The sequence below is a fragment of the Amorphus suaedae genome (genome assembly GCF_053629675.1).
Genome location: NZ_JBRJIT010000002.1, coordinates 873,311 through 889,258, shown reverse-complemented (window position 1 = coordinate 889,258; position 15,948 = coordinate 873,311). Strand labels below are relative to the sequence as shown.

The window sequence follows — 15,948 nt, the reverse complement described above, 5'->3', positions numbered from 1 at the left end:
GGGCGTCGTCCAGACGGACCGGCTCCGAACGCCTGCTCAGGCGGCGCGGTCGGCCGGCGGGGCGAAGCGTCCGTAGAAGGTCTCGCCCTTCTCGGCCATTTCCACCAGAAGGGCCGGCGCCGCGAAACGCTCCCCGAACGTCGCCTCCAGGTCGCGGCACTCCTCAAGAAACGCCCCCGCGCCAATCCCGTCCACGTAGGACAGCGTGCCGCCGGTGAACGGCGCGAAGCCGTAGCCGAGGATCGAGCCGACGTCGGCCTCGCGCACGTCGGTGACCACTCCCTCCTCCAGGCAGCGGATCGCCTCCAGCGCCTGGATCGCCAGCAGCCGCGTCTTCAGCGTCTCGACGGAGATGTCGTCGGCGGGGACGGACGGCCCCGTGATGGTGCCGAGGTCGGGCCAGAGCCGCTTCTTGCCGCCGTCCAGATAGTCGTAGAAGCCCTTGCCGTTCTTGCGGCCGAGCCGGCCGTGGGTCTCCACCATCGCCGAGATCAGCCGGTCCTGGGCGGGATCGACGGCGCCGTCGCCGAGGTCCGCCTTCGACGCCTTGAGGATGCGGTGGACGAGATCGATCGCCACCTCGTCGGTGAGCGCCAGCGGCCCGACCGGCATGCCGGCCATGCGGGCGACCGTCTCGATCATCGGCGCCGGCACCCCCTCCATCAGCATCAGGTGGGCTTCGGTCAGATAGCGGATGACGCAGCGGTTGACGTAGAAGCCGCGGGAATCGTTGACGACGATGGGCGTCTTGCGGATCGCCTTGACGAAGTCGAGGGCGACGGCGAGCGCCTCCGGCCCGGTCTCCTCGCCGACGATCACCTCGACCAGCATCATCCGCTCCACCGGCGAGAAGAAGTGCAGGCCGATGAAGCGGTCGGGGCGCGCCGCGTCCTTGGCCAGCGACGTGATCGGCAGCGTCGAGGTGTTGGAGGCCAGCACCGCGGTCTCGGAGAGCACCGCCCCCGCCGCCTCGATCACCTGGCGCTTGACGCCGCGGTCCTCGAACACCGCCTCGACGACGAGATCGGCCGGCGCGAGCGCCGCCATGTCGGCCGACGGCGCGATCCGCGCCAGCACCGCCTCGGCCTCCGCCTGGGTCATGCGGCCCTTCTTCACGCGGTCGGCCAGCCCCTCGCCGATCTTCGCCCTGGCGCGTTCGGCGGCGGCGAGATCCTGGTCGATCAGCACCACCGAGAGCCCTGCCTGGGCGGCGACGGAGGCGATGCCAGCGCCCATGAAGCCGGCGCCGACGACGCCGACGGTGGAGAGCCGGCTCTTCGCCACGTCGGGCCGGCGGGCGCCCTTCTTCAGTTCCTGCATGGAGACGAAAAGCGAGCGGATCATCACCGCCGCCTCGCGCGTCGTCAGCACGTGGGCGAACCAGCGGGATTCGACCCTGAGCGCCTGGTCGATGGGCAACAGCAGCCCCTCGTAGACCGACTGCAGGATGGCGCGGGCCGCCGGGTAGTTGTCGTAGGTCTCGCGGCGATAGATGGCGTTGGCGGCGGAGAAGAGCTGCATGCCCTGGGGCGAGTAGATGCGGCCGAGGGGCGGCCTGAAGCCGGACCTGTCCCACGGCTTCTTCGGGTCGACGCCCTCGGCGAGCGCCGCCTTAGCGCGCGCCAGGAGCTCGCCGGCGGGCACGATCTCGTCGATCAGGCCGAGGCCCTTGGCCTGGCGCGGCGACAGCTCGCGGCCCTGCAGCAGGAACTGGAGGCCGCCCTGGGGCTCGGCCAGCCGCATGACGCGCTGGGTGCCGCCGGCGCCCGGGAACAGGCCGACCTTCACCTCCGGCAGCGAGATGCGGATCGCCTCGTCGTCGGCGGCGATGCGCCGGTGGCAGGCGAGCGCCAGCTCGGTGGCGCCGCCGGCCGCGGTGCCGTTGAGGGCGCAGACCCACGGCTTGCCGCAGGTCTCCAGCCGCCGGTAGATCCGCGACATCCGGCTGGACTCCTCCAGGAGCCGCGCGTTCGCCTGGCCGGCATCGCCCTCGGCGACGAGGGCGTGATAGCCGCCGAGCAGCGTCTGCAGCACCGTCAGGTCGGCGCCGCCGGAGAAGGAGGCCTTGCCCGAGGTGACGACGACGCCGGTGACGTCGTCGCGCGCCGCGAGATCGTCGACGAGGGCGCCGAGCGCATCCAGCGCCTCCATGGTGAAGACGTTCATCGACCGGCCGGGCATGTCCCAGACCAGGACCGCGATGCCGTCCTCGACGGTGAGGGAAAAGCCGGCGGCTTCGGGAAGCGTTGCGTCGCTCATGGTCAGACCCTCTCGATCACGGCGGCGGTGCCCATGCCGGCACCGATGCACAGGGTGACGAGGGCCGTTGAAAGGTCGCGCCGCTCCAGCTCGTCGAGCACGGTGCCGAGCAGCATCGCGCCGGTGGCGCCCAGCGGATGGCCCATGGCGATGGCGCCGCCGTTGACGTTGACGATGTCGGGATCGAGGTCGAATACCTGCTGGAAGCGCAGCACGACGGAGGAGAACGCCTCGTTGATCTCCACGAGGTCGATGTCGGAGATCGCCATGCCGGCGCGTGCCAGCAGCTTGGCGGTGACCTTCTCCGGGCCCGTCAGCATCAGCGCCGGATCGGAGCCGATGGAGGCGAAGGCGCGGATGCGGGCGCGCGGCGTGAGGCCCGCCGCGGCACCGGTCTCCGCGTCGCCGATGAGGACGGCCGCGGCGCCGTCGACGATGCCGGACGAGTTGCCGGCGTGGTGGACGTGGCGGATCGCCTCGACCTCGGGGTGGGCCTGGATGCCGACCGCATCGAAGCCGCCGAGCTCGCCCATCATCTCGAAGGACGGCTGCAGCGCCGCCAGCGCCTGCATGTCGGTCCCCGGCCGCATGTGCTCGTCGCGCTCCAGGATCGGCAGGCCGTTGACGTCGACGACCGGCACGACGGAGCGCGCGAACCGGCCCTCCTCCCAGGCCCGCGCCGCGCGCTTCTGGCTCTCCACCGCGTAGGCGTCGACGTCGTCGCGGGAGAAGCCGTACTTGGTGGCGATGAGATCGGCGGAGACGCCCTGGGGCATGAAGTAGGAGGGCAGCGCCACCTGCGGATCGACCGGCCAGGCGCCGCCGGAGGCGCCGATGCCGATCCGGCTCATGGATTCCACGCCGCCGGCGACCACCATCCGGTGCTGGCCGCTCATCACCTGGGCGGCGCCGAAGTTCACCGCGTCGAGGCCGGAGGCGCAGAAGCGGTTGATCTGCACGCCGGGCACGCTCTCGCCGTAGCCGGCGACGAACACGGCGGCACGGGCGATGTCGCCGCCCGCCTCGCCGATCGGATCCACGCAGCCGAGGATGACATCCTCGACCAGCGCCGTGTCGAGCCCGTTGCGCTCGCGCAGCGCCGTCAGCGTGCCGGCGGCCAGCCGGACCGCGGGCACCTCGTGCAGGGAGCCGTCGACCTTGCCCTTGCCGCGTGGCGTGCGGACGTGGTCGTAGATGAACGCATCACTCATGTCCCGCTCCCAAAGCGCGTGTCCCGAACCCTGCGCCACCCGTTCTCAGGCACGGATGCGCCGGCGGGTTTTGCCAACGATGCGTCAGAACGCGTCGGCCGGCAACGCCATCACGGTGTCGGCGCCCGCCTCCACCCGCGCCCGGCGCAGGGCGGTCTCCGGCAGCATGTGCTCCATGAAGAAGCGGGCGGTGACGAGCTTCGCGTCGGTGGCGGGCGTCGCCGTGCCGTCGGCGCGGCGCGCCAACGCCGCCCGCGCCATCCTCAGCCACAGCGTGCCGAACACCACCAGCCCGAACAGGTGCAGGTAGTCGGTGGCGCCGGCGCCGGCGTTGTCGGGCTTCGCCATGGCGTTGCCGACGAACCACATGGTGGCGCCCTGCAGGTCGTCGAGCCCCTTCGACAGACCGGCGGCGAGCGCGGCCAGGTCCGCCTCGCCCTCGCACTCGGCCACCAGCTGGCGCGCCTCGCCGAGGAACGCGGTCACCGCCCGGCCGCCATCGCGCGGCAGCTTGCGCCCGACGAGATCCAGCGCCTGGATGCCGTTCGCGCCCTCGTAGATCATCGCGATCCGCGCATCGCGCACGAACTGCTCGACGCCGTTCTCGGCGATGTAGCCGTGGCCGCCGTAGACCTGCTGGCTCGCCACCGCCGTCTCGAAGCCCTGATCGGTGAGCACCGCCTTCAGGATCGGGGTGAGCAGCGCGAGCCGGTCGTCGGCCGCCTGCCGGGCGGCCGCGTCGGCGGAGCGGTGGGCGATGTCGCTGGCGAGCGCCACCCACATGACGAAGGCGCGCGCGCCCTCGGTGAACGCCCGCGCGCGCATCAGCGTGCGCCGGATGTCGGGGTGGACGATGATCGGATCGGCCGGCGCCCCGGGCTCGGCCGCGCCGCTCAGCGCCCGGCCCTGGCGGCGGTCGCGGGCATAGGCCCCGGCGGCCTGGGCGGCGACTTCGCCGAGCGCCAGCCCCTGCACGCCGACCCCGACGCGCGCCTCGTTCATCATCGTGAACATGGCGCGCAGGCCCTTGTTCTCCTCCGACACCAGCCAGCCGACGGCGTCCTCGTAGATCATCGTGCAGGTGGCGTTGCCGTGGATGCCCATCTTGCTCTCGATGGACCCGCAGGTGACGCCGTTGCGCGCGCCGAGCCCCTCGCCCTCCGGCAGCACCTTCGGCACCACGAACAGCGAGATGCCCTTGGTGCCTTCCGGCGCGCCCTCGATGCGGGCAAGCACCAGGTGCACGATGTTGTCGGTCAGGTCGTGCTCGCCGGCGGAAATGAAGATCTTGGTGCCGGAAATCCGGTAGCTGCCGTCGCCGGCGGGGACCGCCTTGGTGCGCACCAGGCCGAGGTCGGTGCCGCACTGGGGCTCGGTCAGGTTCATCGTCCCCGACCATTCGCCGGACATAAGCTTCGGCAGATAGAGGTCCTTTTGGGCGTCGGACCCGTGCAGGGTGATCGCCGTGATGGCGCCCTGGGTCAGGCCCGGATACATGGCGAGCGCCATGTTGGCGGAGGAGAAGAACTCGTTGGCGAGCGCGGCCACCACGAACGGCAGGCCCTGGCCGCCGTAGGCGGGATCGCCGGCAACGCCGATCCATCCCCCGTCCGCGAACCTGGCGTATGCGTCCTTGAAGCCGTCCGGCGTCTCGACCGACCCGTCCTGATGGCGGGTGCACCCTTCCACGTCGCCGGTGCGGTTGAGGGGCGCGAGCACCTCCTCGGCGAGCTTCGCCGCCTCGTCCAGGATCGCTTCCAGCGTGTCGCCGCCGACATCCTCGAAACCGGACAGGTCGGCGTGATCGCCAAGGCGGAAGACGTCGGTCGCCAGGAACAGCGCGTCCGCGACGGGCGCTTTGTAGATCGGCATGGGCGGTTCTCCCTCTGCCGCCTGTGACCGGCGACATTCTTGCGGAGGAGGTTGGACCCGCTGGGCGCGGCGTCAAGCCCCGACTGCACGCGGCGGGAGAGGATCGGCACGATTTGATGGACCGCCTTCACCGGGTGTTAACCATGACGCGCCGAAATTCGGTGAAAGCCCGATGGCCGCCCGGCGACGCATTTGCGCCGCGTCTGGCGGTCCCGTTTCGCCGGAGCCGCACCCGATGTCCGCACTCAGCCGCGTTCCGAAACTCACCCGCCTGGCGTCCGAATTGCGCCCCAAGGCGGGTTCGAAGACGGACGCGCCGCCGCGTCGCGCGCCGCTGCCCCGAGGCGAAGACGAGCGCTTGACCGGACCCGCCCCGAAGGGCGACAACCGCCTCCGAAGCGAGAACGCCCGCAAGTGGCTTGCGGCGGGTTCGCTCGATCGTGACTCCGATGACATCGCGGCCACGGTCGATCGTCTTGTGTCGGCCCTCGATTCGCGGGACTGGATGACCTCCCCCAATTCTCCTTCCAAACCGGCTCGCGCGGCCACGCGCCCGACCGATCCCGCCGGCGCGCGCCCTTCCGACGACCTCTCGTTCGCCGAAGGGGCCGATTTCCGCGAGGTTGCCCGTCGCATCGCGGAGTTCCGGCAGGCCCGTCCCGATCCCGCCACCGGCTCGAGGCCGGCGCCGGCCTCCGAGGCCGCGCGGCCGCAGGCCCGGCCCGTTCCCCAGCCGAACGCCGCGCCGCCACGGACCACCGATCGGGGACAGTCCAAATGGGATGCCGACTGGCGCGACTTCAGCGTCGACAGCGCGCCCGCTGACGCCGAAGCGCCGTCGGACGCCTTCGACGGGGATGAGACGGCCGCGCCGCTGCGCACGCGCCCGATGACCCATGACGACTGGCCGAAGGCGCCGGCTGCCCGGGAGACGGCCGAAGCCGCCCAGCCGGCGGAGGCCCCCGCGTCCGGCACCGCCTCGCTGCGCCAGCGGCTCGCCGCCCTGCGCGCCCGGTCGATGGCCGAGGCCGTGCCCGCGGAGACGCCTGCCGAGGCGCCCGCCCCTGCGCGCAAGCCGCTCGACAGCTCCGATGCCTTCGCGAAGGCGATGCTGGCGCAGTTCGAGAACGGTGACTGGCTGACCGACGACGAGACGGACACGCCGGACGCCAGCGCGTACGGCCCGGACATCGAGCTGGCCGAGGTGGCACCGGACCCCGAGCCCGTCTCCATCGACGAGATCGAGGTCGAGGAAGAAATCGAGACGTGGGCCGCGGACGATGCCGCCGCCCGGGACGTGTCGAACGAAAGCCTTCTGGCCGCCCTCGACGCGCATCTCGCAGCCGAAGATCCCTTCGAGGCCGACACCGCGACCCCCGCCGACGCCTCCGACACGAGCGACGCGACCGACGCCACATTGGCCGCCCCTGCCGACGAAGACGCCCTGCGCGCCCGGATGGAAGCGGAGGCCGACCGCCGGCTTGCGGTGGACGCGGCCAACCGGGCCGAAGAGCTCGCCACCGCCACCGGTCGACGCATCGACGCGCTGGTCGACCGCCTCGGCCGCCTGGAAGACCAGGATCTTCCCAGCCGGTTCGCCACGCTGGCGGAGCGGTTCGACCGCATCGACGGGCGGCTCGCCGACATCGCGGCGCAGGCGCCGCAGGCGGACCTTGGCCCGGTCACCGCGCCGATGGAGGCCATCGAGGCCCGGATCGCGCGGCTGGAGGCCACCACCGCCGACCAGTACGCCTCGCTCTGCGCGATGATCTCCACCGTCGCGCACCGCGTTGCCGGCGGCGCGGACACCAACAAGCGCCTGGCCGCCATCGAGCACCACATCCAGGAGCTGGCGCGACGGGTGGAAACCCACGAGGGCAACCTGCGCGCCATGACGGCGCTGACCGGGGCCCTCGACCGGCTGGAGGCCCGCCTCGGCGCGCCGCGGCCGCAGGCGCCCGCAGTCAGCGTTCCGACCGCCCCACGGCATCCGGCCGCCGACGCCGTGCCCCGGCCGGCGGTCCATGCGGTGCCGTCCGCCCCGCGCGGACCGGTCGCACCGGACCAGCAGCCGTCGCAGGGACACGCCATGTCGGAGCGCGAGGCGATCCTCGAGCGCTACCGCCGGCAGTCGCGCCACCGCGGCGAAAACCAGGGCTAAAGCCGCCTCCGTCGCGGCTTCGCCCTTTCGAATCGCGGCGGTTCGCGCAAAACTGCCCGTCAGGCATTGACAACGCTTGCACGCCGGGGGCTTAACTGCACACGTCGACGTCCATTAGCCCTTCCTAATTTACCGTCCCAACGGTTAACGCTGCGAAATCTATGGAGATTTACCTCCCCATCGCGGAATTGCCCGTGAACGTGTTCACGGTGCTCGGGATGGGCGCGGCCGTCGGCTTCATCTCGGGACTGTTCGGCGTCGGAGGCGGTTTTCTGCTGACGCCGCTGCTGATCTTCTCCGGAATTCCCCATCCCGTTGCGGTGGCCACCGTGACGCCGCAGATCGTGGCATCGTCGGCGTCCGGCGCACTGTCGTACTGGCGAAAACGCCTGATCGACGTGAAGCTGGCCTTGTGTCTGTTCGGCGCCGGCTCGGTGGGCGCGGCGGTGGGCGCCTGGCTGTTCGCGATCCTCGAGCGGCTCGGCCAGCTCGACCTGGTGATCAGCCTTTCCTACACGATCTTCCTGGGCTCCATCGGCACGCTGATGCTGACCGAGGCGGTGGGCGCCATCCTGAAGGCGCGCAAGGCGCGGAAGCTGGGACGCACGCTGCCGACCGGGCGGCGCTCGGGCCACCACAACTGGGTCCACAAGCTGCCATTGAAGGTCCGGTTCCGGGCGTCGCGGCTCTACATCAGCATCATCCCGGTGATCGTCATCGGCGGCAGCATCGGCTTCCTGGGCACGCTGCTCGGCATCGGCGGCGGCTTCATCATGGTGCCGGCGCTGATCTACATCCTGCGCGTGCCGACCAACATCGTCATCGGCACCTCGCTGCTGCAGATCCTCGGCACCATGGCGGTGGCGACGGTGCTGCACGCGACCAACACCAAGTCGGTGGACATCGTGCTGGCGCTGTTCCTGATGGTGGGCGGCGTCATCGGCGCCCAGTTCGGCGCCTCGTTCGGGCTGAAGCTGCGCGGCGAGCACCTGCGCGCCCTGCTCGGCCTGCTGGTCCTCGGCGTCGGCATCCGGTTCCTTGTCAACCTCGCGGTCACGCCGGATCATCTCTACTCCATGACGATCCTTTCAGGCGGGTGAGGCCGGAATGGAAGCGGCAGGACAGATCGGGCAAACGGCAGAGCGGATCCGGCACATCGCCGGACTGGGGCTGACGCTGCTGCTCGCCTGCCTCTGCAACAAGCCGGCGGCGGCGGAGACGCTGGTCGCCTCGCTGTCGGCGCCGCGGGTGGAGATCAGCTCGAACTTCGCCGGCGCGGAGATCAGCGTGTTCGGCGTCATCGAGCGCGACGCCCAGACGATCGCGCGCCGCGGCGGCTACCAGGTGGCCGTGACCATCGCCGGCCCGGCCGACGACGTGGTGCTGCGCAAGAAGGAGCGCGTGGCCGGCATCTGGATCTCCGGCAACGCCCAGCGCTTCACCGACGTGCCCTCCTTCTACGCCGTGCAGTCGACGGAGAACCTCCACGAGATCGCCCCGCCCGTGCTGGCGCGCGCCCTCAAGCTGGGCCTGCTCTACGTCGGGCACGGCGGCAAGCCGCGCGGCAGCATCGGCGCCCGCGAGCCGTTCCGCGAGGCGCTGGTCGAGCTGAAGCGGCAGCAGGGCCTCTACGTGGAGCGCGAGGACGCCGTCACCTTCCTGACGCCGAACTTCTTCCGCACCACGGCGAGCTTCCCGGCGGCGGTGCCCGACGGGCTCTACACCGTGCAGGTCTACCTGTTCGCCGATCAGGCGTATCTTGCCTCCACGTCGCTGGACCTGGTGGTGGCGAAGAGCGGCTTCGAGCAGCGCATGTACGTGTTCGCCCAGGAGGATTCGCTGCTTTACGGCGTCGTGGTGGTGCTGATCGCCATCTTCGCCGGCTGGCTGGGCGGGGTCGTTTTCCGGAGGGACTGACGGCGGCGGCGGACGGCCGCGCCGGGAGCGAACGGGGAGGAGCGCATGGCGACATCACCGAACACCGGCCGCGTGCCGGCGCCGCGCGGGGTCCCGAACCTCGCCAGGACGCTGTCGCTGGCGGGCGCCATCCCGTTCATCGCCGGCGCCGTCCTTCTGTGGGTCGGCAACGTCGGCGGGCTGTCGGGCGACTTCGTCTCCGGCGCGCTGAAGGGCTACTCGGCCGTCATCCTGTCGTTCCTGGGCGGCGTGCACTGGGGCCTCGCCCTGTCGGCGCACGACGCGCGCGCGCGCGACCGGGAGCTGCTGTTCTCGATCGTCCCGGCGGTGGTGGGCTGGATCGCCATCCTGTTCGCGTCGAAGGTCGCGCTGATGGTGCTGGCCATCGCGTTCCTGCTGCAGGGGCTGTTCGACATCTGGATGGCGCTGCGGGACCACGCGCCGAACTGGTACGCGCGGCTGCGCATGGAGATGACGGCGATCGTCTGCGTGATCCTGCTGGTGGCCTGGGCGGCGCTCTGAGCCCAAAGCGGGCCGGCGCATCGCCGTTTCGCACCCCCGAAAAAAGAAACGCCGGGCTCCCGAGGGAGCCCGGCAGTTCCGCGCGACAAGAAATCGCGCGTCACCTTCCAGAGGGGAAACAGCTGCCATCATCGGCGGGCCACAGGGAGGAGAACGCGGCCCGTTTCATCCATCAGCTGAGCCTGAAAGTGGCTCCCTCGCGCTGCACAAACAAGTCGCAAGGGTGCATAACAGACATGCATTGCCTGCATCGGTATTCATCAATCGGCAGAAAAGCTGGAGTTTTGAGCCTCCGAAGCCCCCCTTTCGGGCAGGATGACGCGCGCAACCGGGTGCTTCCGCCGCCGCCCCGTTAGGTGCATAGCAGCACGCAAATCCCCCTCGAATCGCCGCCGGCGCCTCTCCCGCGCCATCGTCTCGATCCATCACACGCATGCGCATTGACCTTCGATCCGCTGCCCACGACCGGTTTCCGATATGACCCTGCCCGCCTCGACGAACCCCGCGCCCGCCATCATCCTCGTCGAGCCGCAGCTCGGCGAGAACATCGGCACGGCCGCCCGCGCCATGGCGAACTTCGGCCTAGACGACCTCCGCCTGGTGGCGCCGCGCGACGGCTGGCCGAGCGAGAAGGCGGTGGCGGCGGCGTCCGGCGCGGTGCACGTGATCGAGAAGGTGCGGGTGTTCGAGACCACCGAGGCGGCGATCGCCGACCTGACCTTCGTGCTCGCCACCACGGCGCGGGCGCGCGGCTTCCCGAAGGAGGTGCTGGGGCCGGAGGAGGCCGCCGGCCGGCTGCTCGGCTCCCCCGCCGGCACGACCTCGGGCGTGCTGTTCGGGCGCGAGCGCTGGGGCCTCAACAACGAGGAGGTGGCGCTGGCCGACGCCATCCTGACCTACCCCGTCGATCCGCGCTTCGCCTCGCTCAACATCGCCCAGGCGGTGCTGCTGTTCTCCTACGAATGGCGGCGCCAGGAGACCAAGGGCTCGCTGCCGTTCGCCACGCCGGAGACCGCGCCGCAGGCGTCGAAGGCCGACCTGATCGGCCTGTTCGAGCACCTGGAGGCGGCGCTGGAGCCGACCGGCTACTTCCGGCCGCCGGAGATGCGGCCCGTCATGGTGCGCAACATCCGCACGCTCTTGCAGGACGCCCGCCTCGGCGTCACCCAGGTGCGGCTGCTGCGCGGCGTTATCGGCCACCTGGAAGGCCGGCGCGGCCGCCCGATCCCGGCCGTCGTCGAGGGCCACGGGCCGGAGCGCGAGGCGACCGACGCCACGCCCTCGGCCGACAAGCCGGCGGACCGGGGATGAGCGCGCCGATCCTCGTCTTCGATTCCGGGCTCGGCGGCACCACCGTGCTGACCGCCATCACCGACCTGATGCCGGGCGAGGACATCGTCTACCTGGTCGACGACGCCGGCTTTCCCTACGGCGACTGGGACGACGAGGCGGCGCTGGCCGACCGGATCGCCGGGCTGGTCGCCGACGCGGCCGCGCAATGCGGCGCCCGCTGCGCCGTCATCGCCTGCAACACCGCCTCCACCGCCGCGCTGCCGGCGCTGAGGGCCAGGCTCTCGATCCCGGTGGTCGGCACCGTGCCGGCCATCAAGCCGGCCGCCGAACGGACCACGACGGGCCTCGTCAGCGTGCTCGCCACCCCGGGCACGGTGCGGCGGGAGTACACCCGCGACCTGATCGCCCGCTTCGCCGGCAACGCCCAGGTGACGCTGGTCGGCTCGCCGGGCCTGGCCGCGATCGCCGAGGCCTACGGCCGCGGCGCCGAGATCGATCCGGCGGCGGTGCTGGCGGAGATCGGCGGCTGCTTCGTCGACGTCGCCGGCCGACGCACCGACACCGTCGTGCTCGGCTGCACCCATTATCCCCTGCTTCTTGCGCCCTTCGCGGAGGTGGCGCCGTGGCCGGTGAGCTGGATCGATCCGGCGCCGGCGATCGCCCGGCGGGTGCGCGACGTGGCGCCTCCGGCGGCCTCGGACGGCGGCGGAACCCTGACCGCGATCTTCACCGCGGGAGCCGACCGGCGGGGCGAGGTGGACCGGCTCGTGGCGCATCTCGCGCGACGGGACGCGGCCGCCACATCCGAGCCCCATCCCGCGTCTATGTCATAGTTTATTGCACGAAATCCGAGGTATCCGACCTTGTCGCAGATGATAGAGTTGCGCTCGCCTGCCGTCGACGTTCCGATCCGCGGCGACGCCTGCTCGGACCTTGCGCCAGCCCGCTTCGAGCATCGTCTGCGCGTCGGAACTGGGGACGTTTCCAATCCTATTCACCCGGCCCTTTCGGCACTCTAAGCAGAGCGGAACTGACGTGAAGCGCGTATTCCGCAGAATGCCGACGGCAACGATCGGTTTCTACCTGATCGCCATGGTCGTGGCCGTCGCCCTCCCGATGCTCGCCTTCGTGGTGATCCTGCTCGACCAGCTGGAGGGCAGCGAGCGGGTGGCGCTGGAACGGCGGACCGTGCGGGACTCCCAGGCGCTGTCGGCGGCCGTCGATCGCCAGCTCCATGACATGTCGGTCACGCTGCGCCTGCTGGCGACCGCCCAGGAGCTCGCCGGCGGCGATCTGGAGACATTCCACAACCGGACCCAGTCGGTGCTCCGGTCGAGCTCCATGTTCCTCATCCTCGCCGACAGCGACGGCCAGCAGCGGTTGAACACGCGGGTTCCCTACGGGACCGAGCTTGGACGGATGTCCGACATCGACTCGCTCAAGTCGGCGCTCAATTCCAACACCATCGAGGTGTCCGACGTCTTCTTCGGCAGGACCGGCGGGCACTGGGTGTTCAACGTCACGATGCCGCTGCCGGAGGAACTGGCCGAACGCGGCGCGGCGCTGATCCTGACGCAGAACGTGGAAACGCTCAGCCGGCTCATCAAGCCGGAGGGCCTGCCGCCCGGCTGGTCGGCGACGCTCATCGACGGGGCCGGCCGGATCATCCTGTCGAGCGACGGCACCGCCTCCGGCGAGACGTACGACCCGCGCCTCGTCTCGCAGATCACCGGCTACAGCGGCATAATCGGGTCCGAGGCCACCGACACCGGCATGATGGCCGGCTATGCCCGCGTGCCGGGGTGGTCGTGGAGCGTGGTGATCGCCGGCCCGGTCAACACCGCCCAGGCATCGCTGGTCTCCACCTGGCGGCTGCTGATCCTCGGCGGCCTCATCCTGGTGATGATCGCCATCGGGGCGGCCTTCTTCCTGGGCCGCCAGATGCGCAATTCGATCGTCTCGATCGCCGACATGGCCGAGCAGCTCGGCAAGGGCGAGATCGTCTCGCCGATCTCCACCCGCATCACCGAGGCGGACATGGTCTCGATCGCACTGTCGGAGGCCTCGTTCGACCGGGCCGAGGCGGAAGACCGCATCCACTTCGTGATGCGCGAGCTGGCCCACAGGACCAAGAACCTCCTCAGCGTGATCCAGGCGATGCTGCGCCAGACGGCGCGCCAGAGCGACACGCTGCAGGAATTCCAGGTCGCCGTCAGCGGACGGCTGCAGGGCCTCGCGCGGTCGATCGACCTGCTGACGGCGGAGAACTGGACGCGGGTGTCGATACCGCAGCTGGTCAACAGCCACCTGGAGAACTTCATCGACACCGAAGACCGGCTCGAGGCGCGCGGCGACAACTTCCCGCTGCGCCCGGAAGCGGTCCAGAACGTCGGCATGGCGCTGCACGAACTGGCGACCAACGCGGTGAAGTACGGCGCCTGGTCGGTGCCGCACGGCAAGGTGCTGGTGGAGTGGAGCGAGGCGCCCTCGCCCACCACCGGCGACCCGTGGCTGACCATCCGCTGGCGCGAGAGCGGCGGCCCGCCGGTCGTGGCGCCGAGCCGCAAGGGGTTCGGCACCACGGTGATCGAACGCCAACTGATGGCGGCCTTCGCCGCGACCGTCACCCTCGACTATCTGCCCGACGGGCTGGAGTGGACGATGACGGCCCCCTGCGCGACCCTCAAGTGGGAAGCGCGGAAGACCGACCAGCCGGGCTAAAGCAAGCCCCGATGATCAGGCCAGGCTACCTGTAGCGCGCAAGCTTGATTGGCAGAGGCCTGGAAGATTGATTGGAAGCAACTTCTCAGGCCTCAAGACCCCCTTGAGGGGCATTTGAAGGGCTCGGCCAAACGCCCTTTTTGGCGTGGACTGTGATCCTGATGAGCTGCAAGCGAGTATCCCTTGTTCGCTAAGTCGCTCAAATTGGCCAAGGCAATGAACCTTGCCTCAGGCAACTTATATCCCCCGCCTTCGGCCTCTTGTTTGCCATCCCACAACCCCCTCGGACATTCTGCAACTTAAGTTTGCATTATTGATTGCTTTGCGATGTACTCCGAACGGGCAGTTTTGGGGGAAGGGAAATGAGAATTCTTATCGGCTTTTTCGCTTGTCTTTTTTCGATCTCCGCGTCCGCGCAGACCGCTACGCCCGAGATTCCAAATCTCGGGATTAATGATATCGCCGCAGTTTTCCCCAACTCGGCGTCGCCGACAGGCGCGGTCATCATCTTCAACCCGTTTATTTGCAGCCAGATAGGAGCGGCGTGTGTCTTCTTTAAATTCCACGAGCATGGCCACGTTGCTCTGGGCCATCCATTTCAGCACGGGGTTCATCCTGCGATAAACGAAAGAGACGCTGATCGGTTTGCCGCAACCTATGCTCCGCCTTATGCCATTCTCACCGCTTGGCACCTCTTCATGACGGGAGGTAGCAGCCAGAACTATCAAGTCTACGGAACGCCCCAAATGCGAGCTCGGCGACTGTGCTTATTCTCGCAGCAGGCTGGCACATGGACTGACCCCGTTCCTTGTCGCTAGCCAGCCGATCTAATCTACGATCGATCGCCGGTCACAATGATCATGGGCAGCAGTGAGGGTGCGCCACGCATTTGCCGGAGCGAGCCTAGGCAACTCGTTGCCGGCCGCATCAGATCGGTCCACCGATCGGCGATCCCATCACCCAGTCCGAAAAAATCGGGTTGAAAATCGACCCGACGGGGTCAGGCCAGCACGCGCACCGGCGTGCCGTCGAGCCAGGCGCGGATCGCCTCGACGGTCTCGGGATAGAAGACCTCGTAGGATTCGCGGGTGACGTAGCCGATGTGCGGCGTCAGCAGCAGTCCCGGCACCGAGCGGAGCGGGTCGTCGGCCGGCAGCGGTTCGTGGTCGTAGACGTCGAGCGCCGCTCCGCCGAGACGGCCCTCCCGCAACGCGGCCACCAGCGCGTCGTTGTCGACGAGGCCGCCGCGCGAGGTGTTGATCAGGCAGGCATCCGGCTTCATGCGGGCGATGTCGTCGCGCCCGACGATCCCCTGCGTGCGATCCGAGAGGCGCAGGTGCACGCTGACGAAATCGGACGTCTCGAAGAGCTCGGCCTTTTCCACGTAGCGCGCGCCAGCTGCCTCGGCCGCCGCGGGCGTCAGGTTCTGGCTCCACCCCACCACGTCCATCCCGAACGCGGTACCGAACTTCGCCATCTCGGTGCCGAGCCGGCCCATGCCGAGCAGCCCGAGCCGGGTCCCGCGCAGGTCGCGGCCGAGCCCCACCTGCCAGCCGCCCTCGCGCATCGACGCCATCTGCTCGGGGAGCTTCCGGGCGAGCGACAGGATCATCAGGAAGGAGAGTTCGGCCGTCGCATGGCCGGACGACGCGGTTCCGCAGACGGCGACGCCGTGCTCGCGCGCCGCCTCCAGGTCGACCGCGGCGTTCTTCATGCCCGACGTGACCAGCAGCTTCAGCGCCGGCAGACGGGCGAACAGCGAGCGCGGAAACGGCGTGCGTTCGCGCATGATGGCGATCACCTCGAAGGGCTGCAGCGCGGCGGCGAGCGCGGCCTCGTCCTCGATGTGGCGGTCGAAGACGGTGATCTCCGCCTCCGACAGGCAGGACCAGTCGGCAAGGTCGAGGGCAACGCGCTGATAGTCGTCGAGGATGGCAATCCGGGTCATTCCAGGTCCCTCACCTTTCAGGTCGGGTCACGGTGCGCCGCGAC

12 protein-coding genes are annotated in these 15,948 nt (G+C 69.8%); 7 read left to right on the top strand and 5 right to left on the bottom strand.

The features are described from left to right. Positions 1–36 precede the first annotated feature (36 nt). The 3 genes from AB7M35_RS17840 to AB7M35_RS17830 form a co-directional block, all read right to left on the bottom strand. Complete coding sequence (locus tag AB7M35_RS17840; protein ID WP_453961763.1) at positions 37–2,259, bottom strand: 3-hydroxyacyl-CoA dehydrogenase NAD-binding domain-containing protein; 2,223 nt, start codon at positions 2,257–2,259, stop codon at positions 37–39. A gap of 2 nt (positions 2,260–2,261) precedes the next feature. Further along, the gene (locus AB7M35_RS17835) at positions 2,262–3,470 is read right to left on the bottom strand and encodes an acetyl-CoA C-acetyltransferase (protein WP_453961762.1); all 1,209 of its coding nucleotides are present in this window, start codon (positions 3,468–3,470) and stop codon (positions 2,262–2,264) included. A gap of 84 nt (positions 3,471–3,554) precedes the next feature. Continuing rightward, on the bottom strand, positions 3,555–5,342 hold the full coding sequence (locus tag AB7M35_RS17830; RefSeq protein WP_453961761.1) for an acyl-CoA dehydrogenase C-terminal domain-containing protein: 1,788 nt from the start codon (positions 5,340–5,342) through the stop codon (positions 3,555–3,557). Between the two features lie 358 nt (positions 5,343–5,700). On the opposite strand from AB7M35_RS17830, the gene AB7M35_RS17825 reads away from it, so the two are divergent. The 7 genes from AB7M35_RS17825 (at position 5,701) to AB7M35_RS17795 (ending at position 13,956) form a co-directional block, all read left to right on the top strand. Next, complete coding sequence (locus AB7M35_RS17825) at positions 5,701–7,503, top strand: hypothetical protein (RefSeq protein WP_453961760.1); 1,803 nt, start codon at positions 5,701–5,703, stop codon at positions 7,501–7,503. Positions 7,504–7,664: 161 nt separating this feature from the next. Continuing rightward, positions 7,665–8,603: a sulfite exporter TauE/SafE family protein gene (locus AB7M35_RS17820; protein ID WP_453961759.1), complete on the top strand. Its 939-nt coding sequence runs from the start codon at positions 7,665–7,667 to the stop codon at positions 8,601–8,603. Positions 8,604–8,610: 7 nt separating this feature from the next. Further along, a complete protein-coding gene (locus AB7M35_RS17815; protein WP_453961758.1) occupies positions 8,611–9,420 on the top strand; it encodes a TIGR02186 family protein in 810 nt (269 codons plus the stop codon). A 45-nt stretch (positions 9,421–9,465) separates the two neighbouring features. Next, positions 9,466–9,942 carry a DUF3429 domain-containing protein gene (locus tag AB7M35_RS17810; RefSeq protein ID WP_453961757.1) on the top strand — a complete coding sequence of 159 codons (477 nt, stop codon included), beginning with the start codon at positions 9,466–9,468 and terminating at the stop codon, positions 9,940–9,942. 477 nt (positions 9,943–10,419) lie between these two features. Beyond that, positions 10,420–11,253, top strand: coding sequence for an RNA methyltransferase (locus tag AB7M35_RS17805; RefSeq protein WP_453961756.1), 834 nt, complete (start codon positions 10,420–10,422; stop codon positions 11,251–11,253). Then, positions 11,250–12,068, top strand: a complete 819-nt coding sequence (murI, locus tag AB7M35_RS17800) for a glutamate racemase (protein ID WP_453961755.1) — start codon at positions 11,250–11,252, stop codon at positions 12,066–12,068. The genes AB7M35_RS17805 and murI overlap by 4 nt, the downstream gene beginning before the upstream one ends. 202 nt (positions 12,069–12,270) lie before the next feature. Further along, positions 12,271–13,956, top strand: coding sequence for a sensor histidine kinase (locus tag AB7M35_RS17795; RefSeq protein WP_453961754.1), 1,686 nt, complete (start codon positions 12,271–12,273; stop codon positions 13,954–13,956). A gap of 299 nt (positions 13,957–14,255) precedes the next feature. On the opposite strand, the gene AB7M35_RS17790 is transcribed toward AB7M35_RS17795, so the two are convergent. Together AB7M35_RS17790 and AB7M35_RS17785 are read right to left on the bottom strand one after the other, a co-directional pair. Then, entirely contained in the window at positions 14,256–14,561 is a 306-nt protein-coding gene (locus tag AB7M35_RS17790; RefSeq protein ID WP_453961752.1) for a hypothetical protein, read from the bottom strand. A 395-nt stretch (positions 14,562–14,956) separates the two neighbouring features. Further along, positions 14,957–15,904: a D-2-hydroxyacid dehydrogenase family protein gene (locus AB7M35_RS17785; protein WP_453961751.1), complete on the bottom strand. Its 948-nt coding sequence runs from the start codon at positions 15,902–15,904 to the stop codon at positions 14,957–14,959. Positions 15,905–15,948: the final 44 nt, after the last annotated feature.

Excerpts from the sequence above, each read along its gene's own strand:
- AB7M35_RS17835 (WP_453961762.1), bottom strand. The coding sequence starts at position 3,470 with ATGAGTGATGCGTTCATCTACGACCACGTCCGCACGCCACGCGGCAAG.
- murI (WP_453961755.1), top strand. The coding sequence starts at position 11,250 with ATGAGCGCGCCGATCCTCGTCTTCGATTCCGGGCTCGGCGGCACCACC.
- AB7M35_RS17830 (WP_453961761.1), bottom strand. The coding sequence starts at position 5,342 with ATGCCGATCTACAAAGCGCCCGTCGCGGACGCGCTGTTCCTGGCGACC.
- AB7M35_RS17820 (WP_453961759.1), top strand. The coding sequence starts at position 7,665 with ATGGAGATTTACCTCCCCATCGCGGAATTGCCCGTGAACGTGTTCACG.
- AB7M35_RS17840 (WP_453961763.1), bottom strand. The coding sequence starts at position 2,259 with ATGAGCGACGCAACGCTTCCCGAAGCCGCCGGCTTTTCCCTCACCGTC.
- AB7M35_RS17810 (WP_453961757.1), top strand. The coding sequence starts at position 9,466 with ATGGCGACATCACCGAACACCGGCCGCGTGCCGGCGCCGCGCGGGGTC.
- AB7M35_RS17785 (WP_453961751.1), bottom strand. The coding sequence starts at position 15,904 with ATGACCCGGATTGCCATCCTCGACGACTATCAGCGCGTTGCCCTCGAC.
- AB7M35_RS17815 (WP_453961758.1), top strand. The coding sequence starts at position 8,611 with ATGGAAGCGGCAGGACAGATCGGGCAAACGGCAGAGCGGATCCGGCAC.
- AB7M35_RS17805 (WP_453961756.1), top strand. The coding sequence starts at position 10,420 with ATGACCCTGCCCGCCTCGACGAACCCCGCGCCCGCCATCATCCTCGTC.